The following is a 19,634-nucleotide window of genomic DNA, read 5'->3' as shown; positions in this document are numbered from 1 at the left end:
GTCCACGCATGGTGTCGAGATGGGGTCGCGACCTCATCGACAGGACCGGCGCTCTCGACCCGAGAACGTCACGCAGATGAGAAGAGAAGAGAGTTGAAGATGGAGATCGACGTCACCGCACTGCAGCTGTTTCCGGTGGAGGAGCTGACCGTGCTGGGCAAGTGTGAGTGGGCGACCTGCGATCCGCACGGCAGCTGCAAGCGTTCTGACACCGCCGTCGTCTAGATCGTCAACGCGTTCGCATTTTGCGATATGTGGGTGGACGTCCAACCGAAATGGAAGGAGGTGAAGATATGGAGATCGAGGTCAATGCGTTGCAGCTGCTTCCTGCTGAGGAGCTGATTGGACTGGCAAACTGTCAGAAGACCTGTGGGATTCTGACGTGTGACGTCAAGTATTCCTGCACCCTGATGAGCGTCCAGTAGTCGGAAGGGTCGGCGGATCACCGTGCACATCGATCCGCCGGCCTGCCGGCCTATCTCGATCCAGCTGGAAAGGTGCTCCGTGAAAGTCACTCGCAGTCGTGGCACGGACGTATCCGGCGTCGCCGCCGCATCAGAATTGCCGGGCGTGCGTCCCATGATGGGGCGGCTGCTCCAGTTCGCCGCCCGGCGGTCGCCGGCGTTCACGGTTCTATTGGCGATCGCGTTCCTGGCGAGCGGCGCAACGGGACTGCTGCTTCCGGCCGCCCTTTCTGCGACGGTCGATGCGGCGGTCCGAGGTGATGGCCTCAGCGGTGCGGTTGGCGACTTGGGGGCGTTGCTGCTACTCGACTCGGCCGCGGCGGTTCTGTGCGCCTGGTCGGGAGTCACCTGTGCCGCCCGTACCTCGGCCGCACTGCAGAACGCGGCGGTGCGCCGCGTCCTCGTGGCCGACCTCCGCGGTCGCCGGCAGGTCGAGGACGGTGACCTGACCAGCCGGCTGGTGACGAACGCGCCGGAGGCAAGCGGGGTGCTCTCGCTGGCGCTCACGTCGGTGGTGTCCGCTGCCGGTTCTGTCGGCGGCCTCGTTGCCCTCGCCCTCATCGACTGGTCGCTTGTCTGCGCGTTCGCGCTGTGCATCCCGGTCGCTGTCCTGATCATGCGGGTCTTCGTCTCCCGGACCTCGGGCCTGTTCGCGCGCTACCAGGAGCTGCAGGGAACGCTGGCCGCCCGGCTGGCCGAAGCCCTGACCGGGATCCGGAACATCCGGGCCGGGGGCACCGTCGATCGTGAGGTCGAGCGGGTGCTGGCCCCGCTGCCGGATCTGTCCGCCGTCGGCCGGTCGGTGTGGCGCATCCAGGGCAACAGCGTCTGGAAGCTGCGGATCCTGCTGCCGGTGACCGAGATCGTCGTGCTGGCGGTGGCGGGTTTCGGCGTGGCCGACGGCCGGCTGAGCCCCGGCGCCCTGATCGCGGCGGCGGGATACGTGCCACTCGCGTTCGGCTTCATCGGGCAGGTGGACATACTGCTGGGCATCGCGGAGGCCTGCTCGGCGGGCCGTCGACTCGCAGCAATGCTGGCGCTGCCCCGACGGCGGGCCGGCCGGACGTCGACAGCTCCGGACGGACCCGGTTCGATCAGTTTTCGCGACGTCGTCGTGCTGTCCGACGACGGAGTGGTCCTGGACCGCGTCAGCGTGGACCTGCCAGGTGGTGCCTCGGTCGCCGTCGTGGGGCGGTCCGGTTCGGGGAAGTCGGCGTTCGCCCTCGTCGCCGGTGGCCTGCTGGACCCGGACTCGGGTTCGGTCGCGCTGGACGGCACGGACCTGACCGACATCGACGCGACCGCGCTGCGTCGCGAGGTGGCCTACGCGTTCGAGAGACCGGTGCTGATCGGCGCGACGGTGCACGACGCGATCGCCTACGGGCTGCCGGCCGCGACGCGTGACCAGGTGACCGACGCGGCCCGGGCGACGGGCGCGGACCACCTCATCCGCAGGCTGCCCGCCGGGTACGACACCCCACTGGATGCGGCGCCGATGTCGGGCGGTGAGTGCCAGCGGGTCGGCCTCGCACGAGCCGTTGCCGGGCGTCGGAAGTTGCTGATCCTCGACGATGCCACCTCCAGCCTGGACACCACGACCGAGGCGCAGGTGACCGCCGCGCTCGCGACGGTCATGGCCGGGTGCACCACGATCGTCGTGGCACATCGGGCGAACATCGCGGCGCGGACCGATCTGGTCGTCTGGCTCGACGACGGTGGTGTCCGCGCTGTCGCTCCCCACCACGAACTGTGGCGAGAGCGCGACTACCGCGCGATCTTCGTGGAGGCCGATGCGCCCGAGTCGGACCCGACGCGGCAGGTCGTCGCATGACCGGGACTACGCGCATCAGCCGCGGGGGCTGGGGCCTGCTGCGCACCGAGCTGCGACCGCGAGCGCGCGCCCTGACGCGGGTGGCCGTGTGGACAACCGTTGAAGGGCTGCCCGCGCTCAGCTCGGGCTACCTGATGGCGACGGCGCTGGACAGCGGTTTCCTGGCGCACCGGCCCTGGGTCGGCGTGGGCTGGCTGGGTGTACTCGGCGTCGCCATGCTGGTGCAGGCGGCGGCCACCCGCAACATCTTCCCATGGCTGGCCGAGGTGGTCGAGCCGCTGCGCGACGGGTTCGTCCGGCGGGTGGTGAGTGGCAGCCTCCGGCGGGGGGTGGCCGGCCGCGACGTGCCGGATTCGGCAGCGGTGGCGCGCCTGACCGGGCAGGTCGAGTCGGTGCGTGGCCTGGTCGCGACGTCACTGCGCGCGGTCCGGCAGACGGTCGTCGCGCTGGCGCTGGCGCTGGTGGGCCTGGCCGTCGTGGCCCCGATCGCCGGTGCGATCGCGGCACCGCTGGTGCTGCTGAGCCTGGTCGGGTACGCCCTGTCCCTGCGAACGCTGAGCGCTCGCCATCGCGCGGTCGTGCTCGCCGGGGAGGAGCTCGCGAGCGTCTCCGGTGTCGTCCTCACCGCGATCCGGGATGTGGTCGCCTGCGGGGCGGAGGACCGCGCGGCTGCCGCGGTGGGGGTGGCGATCCAGGCGCGCGCCCGGGCCGCTGTCGCGCTGGCCAGGGCGTCGAGCATGCGCATTCTGGCGATCTCGGTGGGTGGCGAGGTGCCTGTGGTGCTCGTGCTGGCGCTGTCGCCGTGGCTGCTCGCGTCGCACCAGCTGTCGGTGGGTGAGCTCGTCGGCGCGGTCACCTATCTCGTGGCGACGCTCCAACCGGCATTGAGCAGCATGCTGGGGATGGCCGGGCTCTGGGCGGGTGAGCTCGGGGTGACATTGCACCGGCTGGCCGAGGCGACGGCAGTTCCCGCCGATGCGTCCACGGGGGCAGGAGCAACACCACCGTCCACGTCGGACCTTCGGGTCGACGGCCTGACCTTCGCCTACGGCGAGCACGCCGAGCCCGTGATCCGCGATCTCTCGTTCACCCTCGCCGACGGCGAACACCTGGCGATCGTCGGTCCCAGCGGGATCGGGAAGTCGACGCTCGCCCAGCTACTCGCCGGGCTGGAACGCCCGCGTAGCGGTCGCGTCCTGCTCGGGGACGTGCCCGTCGGCGACATCGACGAGACGGCGCTGCGGCACGTGATGATGCTGATCCCACAGGAGGCCTACGTGTTCAGCGGCACCCTGCGGGAGAACCTCACCTACCTGCGTCCCGAGGCCGCTGAAGGCGACCTCGACCGTGCGGTCCGGTGCCTCGGGATGGACGAGCTGGTGCGCCGGATCGGGGGGCACGAGCAGCTGCTCGGGGCGGGCGGCGCGGAGCTGTCCAGCGGCGAGCGGCAGCTCGTCGCGCTCGCCAGGGTGTACCTCACCGAGGCGCGGATCGTGATCCTCGACGAGGCCACCTGCCATCTCGATGTCGGCAGCGAGGCGCGGGTGGAGGCGGCGTTCGCCGCCCGTCCGGGTTCGCTCATCGTGATCGCCCACCGGATCAGCTCCGCGCGTCGCGCCGATCGGATCCTGCTGCTGGACGGGGACGAGGTGCACGCGGGCACCCACGACGACCTCGTCGCGACGTCCCGGACCTATGCCGATCTCGTCGGCTATTGGGACGACCGCGCACTCACGGGGGAGGAGGTGGTGGCCGTCGCGATCGGCACCGATTGATCCGCTGCAGCAACTCTCCCTTCGTTCGTGAAAGAGGTCCACAACCATGGAAATCGACGTCAACGCCCTGCAGTTGCTGCCGACGGCCGAACCGGTCGGTCTGATCCAGTGCTGGCTGACGATCGGCACGCTGGGCTGCCAGGTCGGCACGTGCACGCACATCACCCACACGCACGCCACCGAGCTCTGACCGCTCCCCGGGTGGAAGGGCCGACGAACCGGACGTCTCGATCCGGTTCGTCGGCCTTCGTGGTCGAACTGAGCAGCCGCTGCTCAAGACGGTGCGTGACCGAGGAGGGACTGTTGACGGAGCTGCACCGACGCAGGCGGAGGGCGAACGACGTGCTGGACAAGGCTCGAACAGCACGGCCGCGCGACGTGTGGCTCGTGCTGGGTGCGGACCTGCTCTCAGCAGTGGGGAGCGGGATGACGCTGCCGTTCCTCGTCGTCTACCTGACGAGCGTCCGCGGGCTGAGCCTGGGTGTCGCCGGCGCGGCGGCTGCCGCGATCGCCGTCGCCGGGCTCGCCGGCAACCCGCTGGGCGGGCTGCTCACCGACCGGCTCGGTCCGGCGGTGGCGCTGCAGTCCGGGCTGTTGATCGCCGGGGTCGGCGCGTTCGCGCTGGCCGAGGCCGGGTCGGCAGGTGTGGCCGTCGCGTCGACCGGGCTCTCCGGACTCGGGGTGGCGATCGCCTGGCCGGGCCAGGACGCGCTGCTGGCGCGGCTCGTCGCGGGCGCGGCGCGGGACCGGATCTACGGGCTGCGCTACGCGACGATGAACCTCGGGCTCGCCGGTGGGGCGCTGGTCGCCGCGGCGGTGGTGGTGGCCGGCGATCCGGCCACGTTCACGCTCCTCTACCGCCTCGACGCTGCCACGTTCGGCCTCGCGGCAGTAGCGATCATCCCGATCGGCCTGTGTGGGCTCGATGTCGATCGGCAGCGGAGCGCGCAGCGTCCGGGTCGAGGGCAGCCCGGAGTCGGAGCGGTCCTTCGTGACCGCGGGATGCGCAGGCTCTTCCCGATCACCGCGTTGCTGGTGGGGAGCGGTTTCGCGCAGTTCACGCTCGTGCTGCCGGTCGTCGCCGTCGGCCGGGCCGGGCTGAGCCCTGGCGCCTTGAGCCTCGCGTACGCCGCGAACATGATCGCGGTGGTCGCGGTGCAGTCGATGGTGCTGCGGGCACTGCGCGGCCGCAGGCGCACCACCGGGATCATGGCTGCCGGGCTGGTGTGGGCGCTCACCTGGATCATCGTGCTCGTCGTGGCGCGCTCGCACGGGGCCGGTGCGCTGGTGGCGGTGCTGCTCGCCGCGGTGCTGTTCGCTGTCGGGGAGTGCCTGCTGGCGCCGACCGTGCCGGCGATCGTCAACGACCTCGCGCCCGAGCGCCTGCGCGGCCGCTACAACGCGACCTCCGCGCTGGCCTACACCGCGGGTTTCGCCGCGGGGCCCGCCCTCGGGGGTGTCGTCCTGCAGTACGGCAACGCCGAGCTGCTGCTGACCGGCGCGGCACTGGGCTGCGGCGTGGCCGCGCTCGCCGCCCGGCGGCTCGCCGCCTCCCTGCCCGCGGCAGCCGATGGCCATCGCAGCGGATCGCACGACAGCGAGGCGAAGGAGCACCGACCGTGACGGCGAACATGCGGAGATCCACGGATCAGCCGGACTGGCGGCACTGGCTGACGCTGGCCGCGGAGCACCGGCTGGCGGGCGAGCACGAGGACGCGGTGACCGCGCTGCGGGCGGCGCGGCGCAGTGTGCTCGCCCGGTCGGAGCCGGTGGGCGAGGCGAACGTCCTGCTGATGGACGGCCTGCTGATCCAGGACGCGGGCGACCACACGCGGGCAGCGGAGCTGTTCGTGGCCGTCGGCGCCGCGCTCGACGGCGTCAGCGGCTCGGCCGCGGCAACCCTGCGCGTGCACGCGTTGACGGTGCGGGGTGCGCTGCACCGGATGCACGGCGAGTACCGCACGGCCCACCGGTTGCTGACACAGGCCGCGCTCGAGGCCGGCGATCCCGACGGCCGCGTCGCCGCCCACAACGAGCTCGGCATGACGGCCCGCTACGCCGGACGCTACGACGAGGCTGCCGAGCACTACGCGCGGGCCCGGGCCGAGCTCGAGTCGGCACACGGTCCGGATCATCCGGAGCTCGCCACCGTCCACCACAACCTCAGCGGGCTCGCGCACGCGCGCGGCGACATCGCCGAGGCGCAACGCGCCGCCTGGCTGGCGGTCGAGATCCGCGAACGCGCGCTCGGGCCCGACCACCCGGCGACCGTCGCCGACCGGGGCGCGCTGGCCGCCGTCCTGATCTCGGCCGGCCGCGTCGCCGAGGCCGAGACCATCCTGGAGGAGGTGCTCGCCGCCGTCGAACAGTCCTACGGAGGCGAGCACCACGAGGTGGCGGTGGTCCTGCACAATCTCGGCTCCGCCGCCTTCACCTCCGGACACCACGGCCGGGCCGGTGAGCTGCTGGCGCGCAGCCTCGCCCTCAAGGAGAAGGCGCTGGGACCGGCTCACCCCGAACTCGCCTCGACGCTGTGCAACCTGGCACAGGTCCTGCAGGCGAACGGGCAGTCCGCCGCGGCCGTCGAGCTGTTCCGTCGCGCCGTGGCGGTGTTGGCCGCCGACACCGAGACCGACCACCCGATCGCGGTGATCTGCCGCGAGGCACTGCAGAACCTCACCTCTTGAGTACCGCGTGCTCATGACCCGCTCGCCGAATTCCGGTGGAATGGTGCAGGCACCGAGTTCGGTGTCGGAGTTATCTCGCAATTCGCGATGAATCCGAATGGAGACAGATGACCGCCACCGATATCCGGAATGACGTCCCGGTGCTGGCCAGGGCCCTTTCCGCCAACCATGCGGAGGTCGTGTTGGGGGCCATCGTCCCCAACCACGTCGAGGTCGTGTGTGGGGCCATGAACCCCAACCACGTCGAGGTCGTGTTCGGGGTCACGAGCCCCCGCCACGCCACGGCGCCCGCTCCTGCCGGTCGGGAACTCTGACCGGTCGGTGCGGGAACGGTGGCCGGAGGCGTCTCGCCTCCGGCCACCGTCCGTTCGGCGACCCCAGCCCGGCGAGGCCACCGCGGCCGCATTGGCAACCTGGGTAGCACAACCTGAGTAATCAGTACTCATGTCGCGACGCCGTGTCCGGTGTTGTACTGGGGCGGTCCGCCGCCCGGATCGGTGTTCCACGCTTTCCAGGGCCTGCCAGGGGAGTCCATGCCAGCACTCGCCACGCCCGAACGACGCCAGCTGCTGGAGGTGGTGCGGGCGCTGTTCGACGACCCGGACCCGATCCACGCGGGTCAGGCGCTGAGCGCGATCGGGACGAGCCCGGCGTTCCATGCGGACGCCCACTGGGTGCTGGAGATCGACTACGGCGGGCGGACTGGACACGTGCTCGACAGCCGCCCCGGCTGGGTGGCGGGACGGACGCCTCCGGGGTTCGCGATGCCCCACGACCTCGTCGTCAACCATCCGTTCTTCACCCACTACGCCCAGCCGAGCGCGTTCCTGCCGGAACGCGCCGGCACGGTCGTGTCCCCGCGGGCGTGGCACCACAGCGCGGCCCGCTCCGTGATCGACGAGATGCTCGGCACGCCGAACCAGCTGCTGGTGCCGTTGCGTCGGGAACCGCGGCTGGAGTGCATCCTGCTGATGCGGTCCGGGGCCGACTTCACCGCCGACGACGTCGAACTCGCCCGCCGGGTGCAACCGCTGCTCGTCGCCGCCGATCGCCACATCGCCGAGCTCGCGCGCTGGCGCACCCGGCCCGCCGATCAGGCTCCCGACAGCGCGGTGCTGCCCATCGAGCCCGTCACCGATCTCGACGTCACCCCGCGCGAGCTGGTGGTGCTGCGTGGCATGGCCGACGGGCTGACCACGGCCTCGATCGCTAGGCGGCTGCACGTCTCGGCCCGTACCGTCCGCCGCCAGGAGGAGAACCTCCGCCACAAGCTGGGTACCGCCGATCGGGTCTCGACGGTGCTGTGGGCAGAACGGCTCGGCCTGCTGGGCCGGTCCCCGGAATCGGACAGCTGATCGTTGTCCGGAGCCCGGTCGGAACTGCGTGCGGCGGCGTCACCGGCGAGCCGTGCCGTTCCGGAACGACGTCAGCTGCTGGACGTGGTCCGGGCTCTGTTCGACGATCCCGACCCGGATCGGGCCGGCCGGATGCTCGGCGGCGAGGACGGGTTGGTCCAGCTGTTCCACGCGGAGTCGTACTGGTCGATGGAGGTCGACTTCGCCGCGCGGCGCGGGATGATCCTGGAGAGCCAGCCCGACTGGGTGCGGCAGCGGACTCCCGCCGGCTTCGTGCTTCCCGACGCCATCCTCATCGAGCATCCGTTCTACCAGCACTTCGCCCGCCCGAACACGTTCCTCCCGGCGACGGCCAGCGGGATCTGGACGGCCCGCGCGTGGCGGGCGAGCGCCTCCCGCTCGCAGATCCAGGAGCTGCTCGGGACACCGCATCAGCTGGTGGTGCCGCTGCGGCGGGATCCGCAGCTGGGCGGGTTGGTGATGATGCGCTCCGGGCAGGACTTCAGCGATCGCGACCGGGCGCTGGCCATCCGGTTGCAGCCGCTGCTGATCGCCACCGACCGCCATCTCGCCGAGCTGTCCCGATGGCGCTCCGCTGCGGACCGGGCCGACCCCGTCGACGGGGCCGCCCCCGCCCAGGTCGCCGACGACTTCGGCCTCACCCCGCGCGAGCTCGTGGTGCTGCAGGCCATGGCCGACGGGTTGACGACCACGTCGGTCGCGGCCCGGCTGCACGTCTCGCCCCGGGCGGTCCGGCGGCACCAGGAGAGCCTGCACCGCAAGCTGGGAACCTCGGACCGGGTGTCCACGGTCCTGCGTGCCGAGCGGATCGGGCTGCTCGGCCGGGCCGACGCCGCCGACGAGCCCCCGTTCCCCCGGGGCGTGCAGTACCCCCACCCGCCGCCGGTGAGCGGTGCCGCCACGGTCGTCGACTTCGGCCGCTGCCGGGTGTGCCAGGGCCCCGTGGCCCGGGCCTCGACGGGGCGTCCGCGCGCCTTCTGCGGTTCGGCGTGCCGGCAGCGGGCCTACCGGGAACGCCGCCGCTGACCGGAGCGCGGCCCGGCGCGACGTCCGGCATCGGCAGTTTCGTCACGGCCCGCGGACCGGGCCCGGTTCGGCACCGCATCTGCGCTGGTGAGGCGGCTGCGGACCGCGTGGCCGGTGCGCCCTTTCTGCCAGGTCCCGATGTGGCCGTCGGGGCGTAGATTTCCTCACGCGTCACCGGCGCAGGCCGGCAAGCCGGCCGGTGCCGGTGACGGCACCGGCCCAAAAATAGGTTGGGTTACCGATTCGCCGGTGCCCCGCACTTCCTAATCTGCAATGGTGCCCGCGACCGTGGGGAATGATGATCGCAACACTCGGCAGTCTCCGTCAGATCCGTGGGGTGCCCGTCGACCGCAGCATCCCGGTCGGCGCGTATCGACGCTCGCCGATTGTCACCCGGATGTCACCGATCGGCGTTATCGTGATTCGTCTTCACGAAGGGACCCCGGCCCGATGACGACAGTCGACGATGTCGCATGCCCCCACCGCGCAGGCGACGATCCACGAGCAGCCGAGCGCGTGGTCGCGGAGTCGGCCAGGGCGTTCAGCGTCTTCGACCCGGCGCTGGCCGCCGACCCGTATCCGGCGCTCGGCGCGTTGCGGTCCCGGTGCCCGGTGGCCCGCAGCGACATGTTCGGCGGGTTCTGGGTGGTCTCCCGCTACGAGCACATCCGCCGGGTCCTCGTCGATCCCGTCACGTACTCGAGCGTCGAGACGGTGATCCCGTGGCCGAAGATGGATCAGCGGATCAGCAACATCCCGATCGCGATCGACCCACCCGGGCACACCGCGTACCGGCAGATTCTGGGCCGGGTCTTCGGCCCCGGCCGCGTCGGCAGGCTCGAACCGGCGCTGCGCGACCATGCTCGCGGGCTGATCACCGGCATGCTGGCGGGCGGTGGGCCCCTCGACTTCCGGGGGGACGTCGCCGTGCCGCTCTCGGCGTTGGCGCTGCTGGAGCTGCTCGGCCTGCCGGCCGGTGACCTGCAGCTGCTGCTCGGCTTCAACGCGGCGATCCTGCACGACCAGTTCTCGCCGGACCCGGATGTCCGCGCCGAGTTCGTGCGGAACTGGTCGCCGCGCATCATCTCCTACCTGGAAGCGGCGGTGCGGTTGCGCCGCGACGCCCGCTTCCCGCCGGAGGACGGGCTCACCGACATCGTGCGCTCCCGGTTCCGCGGTGAGCGCGACCTCAGCGTCGCGGAGATCGTCTCGATGGTCTCGCTGCTGATCGGCACGGGCATCCACACCACCCGCGCGGAGCTCTGCCTGCACGTCGCACACCTGGGGGAGAACCCGGCGCAGTGGCGCCAGCTCGTGGATCACCCCGCCCGCATCCCCGCCGCCGTCGAGGAGATGCTGCGGGCCTACAGCGCCATCACGTTGAGCCGGGTCGTCACCCGGGACACGGAGCTGGGCGGGGTCCCCATCCGGGCCGGTGACCGGGTTCAGCTCCTGCTGCCGTCCGCGGGCCGCGACGACAGCGTGTTCCCCGACGCGCAGGAGGTGCGGTTCGACCGGGGCCCCACCGTCCACCTGGCCTTCGGGGGAGGGCCGCATCGCTGCCCGGGTGCCGGCTTGGCGCGGCTCACGCTGCGGATCGTCCTGGAGGAGCTGTCCAACGCGCTGCCCGCGTTCCGGGTGGCCTCGGCCCGGCGCGCCTTCGGGCTCGCGATGACCCTCGACGAACTCGTCCTCGAAAGTGGTGACCCCCGATGACGGTGACGCTCGCCCGCTACTCGTGGCCGTTCGTCGGGCGGGTCGACGAGCGCGCGCTGTTCCGGCGCAGCGTCGCCGACCCGAGGTGCCTCGGCTACTTCGTGGTCGGCGCCCCCGGCGTCGGCAAGACCCGGCTGGCCGACGAGTGCCTCGCGACCGCGCAGGAGTCCGGTCTCCCCGTCGCCCGGGTGGCGGCCGGTCGCATGGCGGGCTCGATCCCGCTGGGCGCCCTGATCCACCTGATGCCGGGCTCGTCGCGGCCTGCCGTGCGCGCTCGCCAGGGGGAGGCGCTGCTGCCCGAGGCCGTGGAGTTGTTCGAACGGGCCCGCGCCGCGGTCCGCCAGCGGGCCGGCGGCAGGCGGCTCGTCCTGCTGGTCGACGACATCGACCTGCTCGACCCCGTGTCGGCCCGGCTGGTGGAGCAGCTGACCGCCGCCGGAGAGGTGTTCCTCGTCGGCACCTACAGCGACACCGCGCCGACGCCGGACCCGGCAGGGGCGCTCTGGCGGGAGGGCCGGGCGAACCGGATCGACCTCGGTGACCTGGACCGCACCGAGGTCACGGCCCTGCTCGAACGTGCGCTCGATGGACCGGTCAGTGCCGCGGCCGCAGCGGCGCTGTGGACGTCCAGCCGGGGCAACCCGCTGCTGCTGCGCGAGCTCGTGCACGGCTGCACCGAGGAGGGCACGCTCGTGCGCGCCGACGGGGTGTGGCAGCTCACCAGCAGGCCCACCACGCCGGTCCGGGTGCGCGGGGTGATCGCCACCCGGATCGCCGGGCTCGACGGCGGTGCCCACGCCGCGCTGGAGTTCCTCGCCGTCTGCGAGCCGGTCGACCTCGCCGGATTCGGTGATCAGGTCGGCATGCCCATGGTGGAACTGCTGGAGACCGAAGGGCTCATCACCGTCACCGCTGACGGTGACCGGCACGCGGTCAGCCTCTCCCACCCGCTCTACCGGCAGGCGTTCCTCGACTTCGTGCCCCGCAGCCGGGTCGAGCGGATCCTGCGCGCGCAGATCGACAAGCTCGCGGCCGCGCCCTGCCGGCGCCCCGCCGACCCGCTGCGGATCGCGAACTGGCAGCTGGAGATCGACGGCACCGCCGACCCGGAGCTGCTCCTGCGCGGGGCGCAGCTCTCGCACGCGGCTGCCGACTTCGCCGTCGTCGAGCGCCTCGCCAGGGCCACCCTCGCCGCCGACTGCACCCCGGAAGCAGGCGCGCTGGCCGCAGCGCTGCTCGGTGAGGCGCTCGCCCAGTCGGGCCGGATCGACGAGGCCGACGGCGTGTTCGCGGAGGCGATGGAGTACGCACCCGCCGACGAGTCACTGCGTAGGCTGGCGATCCTGCGTGCCGCTCATCTCTGCTGGGGGGTCGTGGCTCCCGATCGGGCGATCGCCACGATCGACCAGGCGCGCAGCGTCCTCGACGACACGCACCTCAACGAGCTCTCCGCGGTCCGCGCGCTCGTCTTCGCCCGCAGCGACCGCGCCCGGGAGGCCGGGTCGCTGCTCGACGCGATGCCCCCACCCGGACCGGGTGGGGTCAGCATGATCGAGGGGGTGGCCCGGGCCACCGCGTTCGCGGCGCTCGGGCGCACCGACGCGGCGATCGCCGCCGCCGCGGGCCTGCGGTACCCGTATCCGGCCCGGGGAGTGCCGAGGCTGCACCCCGCGTTCCTCGACCACGCCGCCGCGACGGCGGCCCACGAGGCAGGGCGGCTCCGCGAGGCGATCGCACTGGCCGAGCGCGGCCTGCGCGCCGCCGTCGAGGACGAGGTGATCACGGCCCAGGCCGTGCTCACCTGCCTCATGGGTCGTTGCCAGCTGACCCGTGGCCGCCCGCGCACAGCGGCACGGTGGTTCCGGGAGGCCGTGGCGATCTCGCGGCGACACGGCTGCCACGAGGAACTCGTCCTCGCACTCGCGGGACTCGCCGTTGCCGATGCCCAGTCCAGGGACGTCGACGGCGGGGACGCGCTCGCCGCCGATGCGTCGGAGCCGACGGGTACGGCGGTCACGCAGGGCCTCGTCCCGCAGGCCGAGGCGTGGGCGCTGGTCTCCAAAGGCCACCTCGACAGCGCCCGGCAGCGGCTCTCCGCCGCTGCCGATGCGATGATCGAGTCGGGTCAGCTGTCGCTGGCGGCAGCCCTGTTGCACGACATCGCCCGGCTCGGCGACGCGAAGCGAGCCCTGCCCCGGCTGCTGGCGCTGCGCGAGCGCACCGACAGCCCGATGATCGCCGCGCGGGCCCGCTATGCCGAAGGGGTCGCCCACCGCGACGCGAAGGTGCTCGCCGGTGCCGCAGCGGCGTTCGCGGAGATGGGCGCCGACCTGTTCGAGGCCGAGGCGACCGCGGAGCAGCGCCCCACCGATCCGCGACACCGCGCCGCCATCGCCACCCGCATCGGGGAGCTGCGCGTGCGCTGTGAGGGCGCACGCACGCCACCGCTGGCCGGCGCGGGGCAGCCCAGCCCGCTCAGCGGCCGGGAGCGGGAGATCTGCCTGCTCGCGGCCGGCGGGCTGAGCAGCATCGACATCGCCGAACGGCTGGTCGTCTCGGTGCGCACCGTCAACAACCACCTGCAGAACGCGTACCGCAAGCTGGGCGTCACGAGCCGCCGCGAGCTCATGCAGGCCCTCGACCAACCGGCCCGGTAAACGAGCCCTGCCCGCCTGCAACCCGAGGTCGCCCGCACGAAACGTTGAGCAATTACTGCTCTGGGAATTACCCGCTCCGCCGCGTTTCCTGGATGTTCTGGCGCACTGCGCCGCATCCGGTAATGCTCGGAGGACAGAATGACCGAGACGCTGATCGCCCCACGCACGCATCCTTCCGAACTGCTCGCGATCGCGATGCGCCACCGCGCCGACGGTGACCTGGGCGCGGCAACCGAGGCCGTCGAGCAGGCGTGTGCGGCACTCGAGGGCGGCGATCACGAGCCGATACTGGTGAGCCGGGCCCGGCTCGTCCGCGGCATGGTGGCGGCCGACCGGGGCGAGCACGTCATCGCGTCGAGCATCTTCAGTTGCGTCGCACGGTCGGCGAGCACGGGGACGGCGTGGGACCGGCTGCGCGTGCAGGCCATCGTCGCCCAGGGGGTGCTGCTGCGGCAGCGGGCCCGACACAGCGAGTCCGAGCGGTTCCTGCGGCGAGCCGTGCGGCTCGCGCGCGAGCCCGACAGCCGGGCACAGGCACACAACGAGCTCGGGCTGACCCACCGCCGCGCCGGGCGACCCCGCCGGGCGTGGGTGTCCTTCGAGACCGCGCGCAGGCTGCTCGAACGCGGCTACGTCCTGCCCCACCCCGAGCTCGCCGCCGTCCACCGCAATCTCAGCGGCCTCGCCCACGCCCACGGCGACCTGACCAGCGCCGTCGCGGCGGCCAGGGCCGCGCTGGCCATCCGGATCGGTACCTGCGCCGCCGACGATCCGATGATCCTCGCCGATGAGGAGGCGCTGGTCGGGGTGCTCGTGGCCGGTGGCCGTGCGGACGAGGCCCTCGCCGTGTTGGAGGGGCTGCTCCCCGCGGTCGAGCTGCGCTACGGCCCGTACCACCGCGAGACAGCAGCGGTCCTGCACAACTTCGGTGCCGCGGCACTGCGCGCCGGCGACCTCCCGCGCGCCGAGGCGCTGCTGACCCGCTGCCTCGGCGTGAAGGGGCGCGTGTTCGGCGTGGACCACCCCGAGCTCGCCGGCACCCACTGCCATCTCGGCGTCGTGCTGTGTACCGCCGGCGACCGGATCGGCGGTGCCGGTCATCTCCGGCGCGCGCTCGCCATCCTGCGCGCTGCCGGCGATCCGGAGCACCCCGTTGCGGCGCGCTGCCGGGCGGCGCTGTCGGTCGCCGGGTTGTAGGCCGTTGTGGTCACGCCGGGCCGGCGCCGGAACTTCTGTTGTCACGGTACCCATCGGTCGCCTATCTCGGAATAGGCCGAAATCCGCGGAGAGTCCCGCGACGGCTGTTGCGCCGGAATTGAGCACCTGCTGCTCACGCGCCGAACCGAACCCGCCCGGTCTACTGGTTACGACGATCCGAGAACGGGAAGGACACGACCCTTGCGCACCGATCTGCTCACGCATCGGCAGAAATGGGACGGTTTCTGGCGCGGAGTGGCCACGACGGAGCGCGCGGCGATATGGGACGTCGATCCCGACGTCGACATCGCGAGCGGACTCCCGCTCGACACCGGGGTGTTCGATCCCGCACTGCCGCTGATCGACCTGGGCTGCGGCAACGGCAGGCAGACGGCCTACTTCGCCGGCTGGTTCGACTTCGTCGTCGGCATCGACATCTCCGCCGAGGCGATCCGGGGTGCCCGCGAGATCCATGAGGCGCCGAACGTCGAGTACTGCGTGCTCGATGCGGGCGCCGTGGATCAGGCTTTCTGCCTGCACGAGGAACTCGGTGACGCCAACGTCCACGTTCACGAGCTGTTCCACCAGCTCCCGGCGGGTCACCGCGACGCGGTGGCCGCGAGCGTCGCCGAGCTCGCGGGCGAACGCGGTCGGGTGCTCGTCGTCGAGGCCGGACCCGGCTCGGCCGAGGTGTTCGAGCAGCTGCTGATCTTCGACGGGCCGCCGCCCCCCAAGATGGCTCGCGTCTTCGACCACGGGATCCGTCCGGGTGAGCTGGACGACGGCGAGGTCGTTCACCTGTTCGCCGGTCACGGCTTCCGGTTGCTGCGCAGCGGGAGCCTCTCGCTCGGTTCGACGGTGCAGCTCAGTGACGGTGCCCCGTTCACCGTGCCCGGCGAGTTCTGGTTGTTCGGTCGCGATGCCTGACGTCGCCGGGCCCGGAAGAGCGGCCTGATCGCGATGGCGAGCAGCCTCGGCGCGGCGGTGGCCGTCCGCTCCGCACCTCGGCACCGGGTGGACGCACCGGTCGTCGCGACCGCGGCGGATCTGGCGCTGCTGGGTCGACCCTCGACACCGGCGCACGACCTGGACCGGCATCGTCGCCTGCTGGCCGTCGCCGACGGCCGCATCGCCTACTACGTCGACGATCCCGGGCCCGGCGTCGACGTCCCCGCGATCGTGTGGCTCCACGGGCTCCCGCTCGATGCCCGTGCGTGGGACGCGCAGCGGGCCCACTTCCACGGCAGGTCCCGCAACGTCTTCGTCGACCTGCGAGGGTGCGGCGCCTCGGACCGGATCCCGGCGGGGACCCGGGACGTCACCGGGCTCTACGTCGCCGACCTGAAACGGCTCTTCGACCGCCTCGACCTGCACGGGGACGCGCTGGTCGGGTTCGGCGTCGCCGGCCACGTCGGGCTCCGGTTCGCCGCGCTCTACCCCGATGCCGTCGGGCGTCTCGTCGTCATCAACGGTTCACCGCGATTCCGGCGGGGAGCGGGCTGGCCGTGGGGCATCGACGACGCCGGGATCCGGCAGCTCGACGCGGCGTGGGCATCGGGAGGTCCGGCGGGCCTGATCGACGCGATGCTCGACCCCGGCCGGGTCCTGCGGGACGTGACCGCCGTCGAGGTGGCCGTGATCTCCGCGCGGTTCCGCGCAATGGCCGCCCGTACCGGTGCCGCCACCCTGACGGCCTTCCTCGACGGGATCTCCCGCGACGACGACCGGGACCTGCTCCCCGCGATCACCGCGGCGACCCTGCTGGTCACGAGCCCGATCGGCCGGGAGGTGCCGCCCGAGGTCGGGCTCTACCTGCGCCACCACATCGCCGCATCACTGCTCGCGGAGATCCCCGGAGCCGATCACTTCGTCTTCGCGACCCGGCCGCGGCTGGTGAACCTCCTCCTGGACCAGTTCCTGCTGCGTCACGCACCACTGACCCTGCCGCTGCCACGAGAAGGACACCGAGAGCGATGACACTGGACAACGACCTGTCGACGGACGTGGACACCCTCCCGCACCTCCTGCTGCACGCGGCGGCGGCCGGCGGCGAGCTGCGCCACCACCACGGGGCCGAGGACGCCGCCCAGGTGCAGAGCTACCGGGAGCTGCACGACGAGGCCGCCCGGCTGCTCACCGGCCTGCGGGACCGGGGGCTGCACCCAGGGGATCGCGTCGTGCTCCTGATCGACGCACCGCAGGACTTCCTCGCCGCCTTCTGGGCCTGCCAGCTGGGCGGCTACGTGCCCTGCCCGCTGCCGTCCCGGCACGGCGATCCCGGCCGGCGTCGGGAACAGCTCGACAGCATCCGGGGGCTGCTCGACGGGCCGGTCGTGATCACCGATGACGAGATCGGCGCCGGCCTGCGGACCGTTCCCGATCTGACGGCGATCACCGTGGCGAGCCTGGCGGGCAACGAGCCGGCCACGAGGATGCACGTCGGCGAGGGGGAGGACCTCGCGCTGCTGGTGCCGACGTCCGGATCGGCCGAGCCGAGGCTCGTGATGCTGACCCACGCCAACCTGGTCGCCGCGATGCGCGCGAAGCGCGTTCGACACCGTCTGAGCCGTTCCGACACGTTCCTCGACGGGGATGCGCTCGACCATGCCGCGGCGCTGCTGGACGGCCACCTCCTGCCGTTGTCGGTCGGGGCCACGCAGGTGCACGTGGCGTCGGCAACGATCCTCGGCGACCCGCTGCGGTGGCTGTGGCTGGTCTCCCGACACCGGGTCACCACGACCCGCATCCCCGCTCATCTGCTCGGCCCGCTCGCGGCGGCGGCCACCGGACTCTCGCCTGCCGAGGACATCGACCTGTCCTGCCTGCGGCACGTCAGCTGCGACGGCGCTCCGATCGTGACGAGCGCGGCCACCGCGTTCCTGGCGCGCTGCGCGCCGCTGGGGCTGCGCGAGCGGGTGCTGCTGCCCACGTTCGGGATGGCCGAGACCTGCGGGGGGAGCGTCTTCTCGCCGAACTTCCCCGACGACGACAACGGCCAGGAGTTCGCGGCACTCGGCGTCCCCCTCACCGGCCTGCGGATCCGCACGGCCGACGCGCAGGACCGGGCACTGCCCTCCGGGTCGGTCGGCGAGCTGCAGCTCGCCGGACCGATGGTCACCCCGGGCTACTACCGCGATCCCGATGCCACCCGCGCCGCGTTCACCGCCGACGGCTGGCTGCGCAGCGGTGATCTCGGTCGGATCGACGACGGCAGGCTGATGCTGGTGGGGCGGTCGCGGGACGGGATCGTCGCCAACGGGGTCGGGCAGTTCCGGGACGAGATCGCAGCGGGTCGACGGCGGCCGGCCCCGCCCGTCGCCCCGCCCGTCATCATCGACGGCCACCAGCTGCGGGTCGCCGACGTCGTCGCCGTGGCCCGTGATCGGGAGCGGCCGCGGGTGGAGGTGGGCACCGGATCGGTGGCCCGGATGGCCGCGTCGGCGTTGCTGAAGGACACGATGGTCGCGGCCGGGCTCCCCATCTACGGGGTCACGTCCGGGTTCGGCGACAGCAACACGCGCCAGATCGCCGGGGAGAAGTCGGCGGAGCTGCAGCGCAACCTGCTCCGGTTCCTGTCCTGCGGTCTGGGCCCGGTCGCCGACCCCGACGTCGTGCGCGCCACGCTGCTGGTGCGGGCCAACTGCCTGGCCCGCGGCAACTCCGGCGTCCGGCCCGAACTGGTGCAACTGCTGATCGAGTGCCTCAACCGCGACATCCTCCCGACCATCCCGGAGCTGGGGTCGGTGGGGGCCAGCGGCGATCTGGTGCCGTTGAGCTATCTCGCCGCGATGCTGACCGGCACCGGCACCGTGCAGCACCGCGGGGTGACCAAGCCGGCTGCCGCGGTGCTGACCGACGCCGGTCTCGTGCCGATCGCGCTGGTGTCCAAGGAGGGACTGGCGCTGGTCAACGGCACCTCGTTCATGTCCGGGTTCGCCACGCTGGCCGTGCATGACGCGGTGGAGCTGGCATTCGCCGCCGACCTGTGCACGGCATTGGCGAGCCAGGTGTTGCTGGGCACGCCGGAACACTTCACCGCCTTCCTCTACGAGCAGAAGCCCCACGACGGCCTGATCGACAGCGCGGCCACCATCCGCGGTCTGCTGGACGGCCAGGTGTCGGACCGGCACGACGACGAGGGTGCTGCGTGGCAGGCGACCGGCTACCGGCAGCTGGCGCACCCCATCCAGGACCGCTACTCGATCAGGTGCGCCCCGCAGGTCACCGGCGTGCTGCGCGACACCGTCACGTGGGCGCAGCGCTGGCTCACCGTGGAGATCAACTCGTCCAACGACAACCCGCTCTTCGACGTGGCCAGCCAGTCCGTCGCCAACGGCGGCAACTTCTACGGCGGCCACGTCGCCCATGCCATGGACGGGTTGAAGTCCGCCGTCGCCAGCGTCGGCGACCTGCTCGACCGGCAGCTCGCGCTGGTCGTGGACGAGAAGTTCAACAACGGGCTGACGCCGAACCTGATCGCCGCGGTGGAGCCGGGGGACTGGGAGGCCGGCCTGCACCACGGCTTCAAGGGCATGCAGATCGTCGCGTCGGCGCTCACCGCGGAGGCGCTGAAGGCAACGATGCCGGCGAGCTCGTTCTCGCGGTCGACCGAGTCACACAACCAGGACAAGGTCAGCATGGGCACCATCGCGGCACGCGACGCCCGTACCGTGATCAGGTTCGTGACCGACGTCGCCGCGATCCAGCTGCTGGCCACCTGCCAGGCGGCGGACCTGCGTGGCGTCGACTGCCTCAGCGCGCCGACCAGGGCGGCGTACGACCACATCCGGACCCTGTCGCCGCCGGTGGACCGGGATCGGCCGTTGGCGACCGACATCGAGGCCGTGGCCGCGACGATCCGCTCCGGGGTGCTGCGGCGGATCGTCGACGGCGCGGCATGAGTTG

The 19,634-nt window shown here is 72.2% G+C and carries 16 protein-coding genes; all 16 read left to right on the top strand.

What is annotated here, in order from left to right:
- The first annotated feature begins 99 nt into the window (after window positions 1-99).
- The 16 genes from ACFPFQ_RS06055 to ACFPFQ_RS05980 all read left to right on the top strand — a co-directional run bounded on the left by ACFPFQ_RS06055 (window position 100) and on the right by ACFPFQ_RS05980 (window position 19,630).
- Window positions 100-225, top strand: coding sequence for a hypothetical protein (locus tag ACFPFQ_RS06055; protein WP_379615603.1), 126 nt, complete (start codon window positions 100-102; stop codon window positions 223-225).
- Between the two features lie 50 nt (window positions 226-275).
- Window positions 276-425 (top strand): ALQxL family class IV lanthipeptide, encoded by a 150-nt coding sequence (locus tag ACFPFQ_RS06050; protein ID WP_379615968.1) that lies wholly within the window; start codon window positions 276-278, stop codon window positions 423-425.
- 154 nt (window positions 426-579) lie between these two features.
- Entirely contained in the window at window positions 580-2,295 is a 1,716-nt protein-coding gene (locus ACFPFQ_RS06045; RefSeq protein WP_379615966.1) for an ABC transporter ATP-binding protein, read from the top strand.
- Window positions 2,292-4,070, top strand: coding sequence for an ABC transporter ATP-binding protein (locus ACFPFQ_RS06040; RefSeq protein ID WP_379615602.1), 1,779 nt, complete (start codon window positions 2,292-2,294; stop codon window positions 4,068-4,070). Before ACFPFQ_RS06045 ends, ACFPFQ_RS06040 begins: the two co-directional genes overlap by 4 nt.
- A 46-nt stretch (window positions 4,071-4,116) precedes the next feature.
- Window positions 4,117-4,260 (top strand): ALQxL family class IV lanthipeptide, encoded by a 144-nt coding sequence (locus ACFPFQ_RS06035; RefSeq protein ID WP_379615600.1) that lies wholly within the window; start codon window positions 4,117-4,119, stop codon window positions 4,258-4,260.
- Between the two features lie 113 nt (window positions 4,261-4,373).
- Window positions 4,374-5,693 carry an MFS transporter gene (locus ACFPFQ_RS06030; protein WP_379615598.1) on the top strand — a complete coding sequence of 440 codons (1,320 nt, stop codon included), beginning with the start codon at window positions 4,374-4,376 and terminating at the stop codon, window positions 5,691-5,693.
- The gene (locus ACFPFQ_RS06025) at window positions 5,690-6,757 is read left to right on the top strand and encodes a tetratricopeptide repeat protein (protein WP_379615596.1); all 1,068 of its coding nucleotides are present in this window, start codon (window positions 5,690-5,692) and stop codon (window positions 6,755-6,757) included. Before ACFPFQ_RS06030 ends, ACFPFQ_RS06025 begins: the two co-directional genes overlap by 4 nt.
- 107 nt (window positions 6,758-6,864) lie before the next feature.
- Window positions 6,865-7,071 carry a hypothetical protein gene (locus tag ACFPFQ_RS06020; protein WP_379615594.1) on the top strand — a complete coding sequence of 69 codons (207 nt, stop codon included), beginning with the start codon at window positions 6,865-6,867 and terminating at the stop codon, window positions 7,069-7,071.
- A 219-nt stretch (window positions 7,072-7,290) separates the two neighbouring features.
- Complete coding sequence (locus ACFPFQ_RS06015) at window positions 7,291-8,112, top strand: helix-turn-helix transcriptional regulator (RefSeq protein WP_379615592.1); 822 nt, start codon at window positions 7,291-7,293, stop codon at window positions 8,110-8,112.
- An 84-nt stretch (window positions 8,113-8,196) separates the two neighbouring features.
- Entirely contained in the window at window positions 8,197-9,159 is a 963-nt protein-coding gene (locus ACFPFQ_RS06010; protein WP_379615590.1) for a helix-turn-helix transcriptional regulator, read from the top strand.
- A 450-nt stretch (window positions 9,160-9,609) separates the two neighbouring features.
- The gene (locus tag ACFPFQ_RS06005) at window positions 9,610-10,875 is read left to right on the top strand and encodes a cytochrome P450 (RefSeq protein WP_379615588.1); all 1,266 of its coding nucleotides are present in this window, start codon (window positions 9,610-9,612) and stop codon (window positions 10,873-10,875) included.
- The gene (locus ACFPFQ_RS06000) at window positions 10,872-13,532 is read left to right on the top strand and encodes a helix-turn-helix transcriptional regulator (RefSeq protein WP_379615586.1); all 2,661 of its coding nucleotides are present in this window, start codon (window positions 10,872-10,874) and stop codon (window positions 13,530-13,532) included. The genes ACFPFQ_RS06005 and ACFPFQ_RS06000 overlap by 4 nt, the downstream gene beginning before the upstream one ends.
- A 138-nt stretch (window positions 13,533-13,670) precedes the next feature.
- Complete coding sequence (locus ACFPFQ_RS05995; protein WP_379615584.1) at window positions 13,671-14,729, top strand: tetratricopeptide repeat protein; 1,059 nt, start codon at window positions 13,671-13,673, stop codon at window positions 14,727-14,729.
- A 201-nt stretch (window positions 14,730-14,930) separates the two neighbouring features.
- Window positions 14,931-15,656 carry a class I SAM-dependent methyltransferase gene (locus ACFPFQ_RS05990; RefSeq protein WP_379615582.1) on the top strand — a complete coding sequence of 242 codons (726 nt, stop codon included), beginning with the start codon at window positions 14,931-14,933 and terminating at the stop codon, window positions 15,654-15,656.
- A gap of 33 nt (window positions 15,657-15,689) precedes the next feature.
- A complete protein-coding gene (locus ACFPFQ_RS05985) occupies window positions 15,690-16,706 on the top strand; it encodes an alpha/beta fold hydrolase (protein WP_379615580.1) in 1,017 nt (338 codons plus the stop codon).
- Window positions 16,703-19,630 carry an aromatic amino acid lyase gene (locus ACFPFQ_RS05980; RefSeq protein ID WP_379615578.1) on the top strand — a complete coding sequence of 976 codons (2,928 nt, stop codon included), beginning with the start codon at window positions 16,703-16,705 and terminating at the stop codon, window positions 19,628-19,630. The genes ACFPFQ_RS05985 and ACFPFQ_RS05980 overlap by 4 nt, the downstream gene beginning before the upstream one ends.
- Window positions 19,631-19,634 lie beyond the last annotated feature (4 nt).

It is taken from the genome of Pseudonocardia sp. GCM10023141 (assembly GCF_042653605.1).
Note: the sequence above shows the minus strand (reverse complement) of the source record. Positions and strands in the feature narration are given on the sequence as shown.

What these genes read in the sequence shown, in the direction of transcription:
- ACFPFQ_RS05995 (WP_379615584.1), top strand. Translation starts at nt 13,671, where the DNA reads ATGACCGAGACGCTGATCGCCCCACGCACGCATCCTTCCGAACTGCTC.
- ACFPFQ_RS06000 (WP_379615586.1), top strand. Translation starts at nt 10,872, where the DNA reads ATGACGGTGACGCTCGCCCGCTACTCGTGGCCGTTCGTCGGGCGGGTC.
- ACFPFQ_RS05985 (WP_379615580.1), top strand. Translation starts at nt 15,690, where the DNA reads ATGGCGAGCAGCCTCGGCGCGGCGGTGGCCGTCCGCTCCGCACCTCGG.
- ACFPFQ_RS06045 (WP_379615966.1), top strand. Translation starts at nt 580, where the DNA reads ATGATGGGGCGGCTGCTCCAGTTCGCCGCCCGGCGGTCGCCGGCGTTC.
- ACFPFQ_RS05980 (WP_379615578.1), top strand. Translation starts at nt 16,703, where the DNA reads ATGACACTGGACAACGACCTGTCGACGGACGTGGACACCCTCCCGCAC.
- ACFPFQ_RS06035 (WP_379615600.1), top strand. Translation starts at nt 4,117, where the DNA reads ATGGAAATCGACGTCAACGCCCTGCAGTTGCTGCCGACGGCCGAACCG.
- ACFPFQ_RS06005 (WP_379615588.1), top strand. Translation starts at nt 9,610, where the DNA reads ATGACGACAGTCGACGATGTCGCATGCCCCCACCGCGCAGGCGACGAT.
- ACFPFQ_RS06050 (WP_379615968.1), top strand. Translation starts at nt 276, where the DNA reads ATGGAAGGAGGTGAAGATATGGAGATCGAGGTCAATGCGTTGCAGCTG.
- ACFPFQ_RS06020 (WP_379615594.1), top strand. Translation starts at nt 6,865, where the DNA reads ATGACCGCCACCGATATCCGGAATGACGTCCCGGTGCTGGCCAGGGCC.
- ACFPFQ_RS06040 (WP_379615602.1), top strand. Translation starts at nt 2,292, where the DNA reads ATGACCGGGACTACGCGCATCAGCCGCGGGGGCTGGGGCCTGCTGCGC.
- ACFPFQ_RS06055 (WP_379615603.1), top strand. Translation starts at nt 100, where the DNA reads ATGGAGATCGACGTCACCGCACTGCAGCTGTTTCCGGTGGAGGAGCTG.
- ACFPFQ_RS06015 (WP_379615592.1), top strand. Translation starts at nt 7,291, where the DNA reads ATGCCAGCACTCGCCACGCCCGAACGACGCCAGCTGCTGGAGGTGGTG.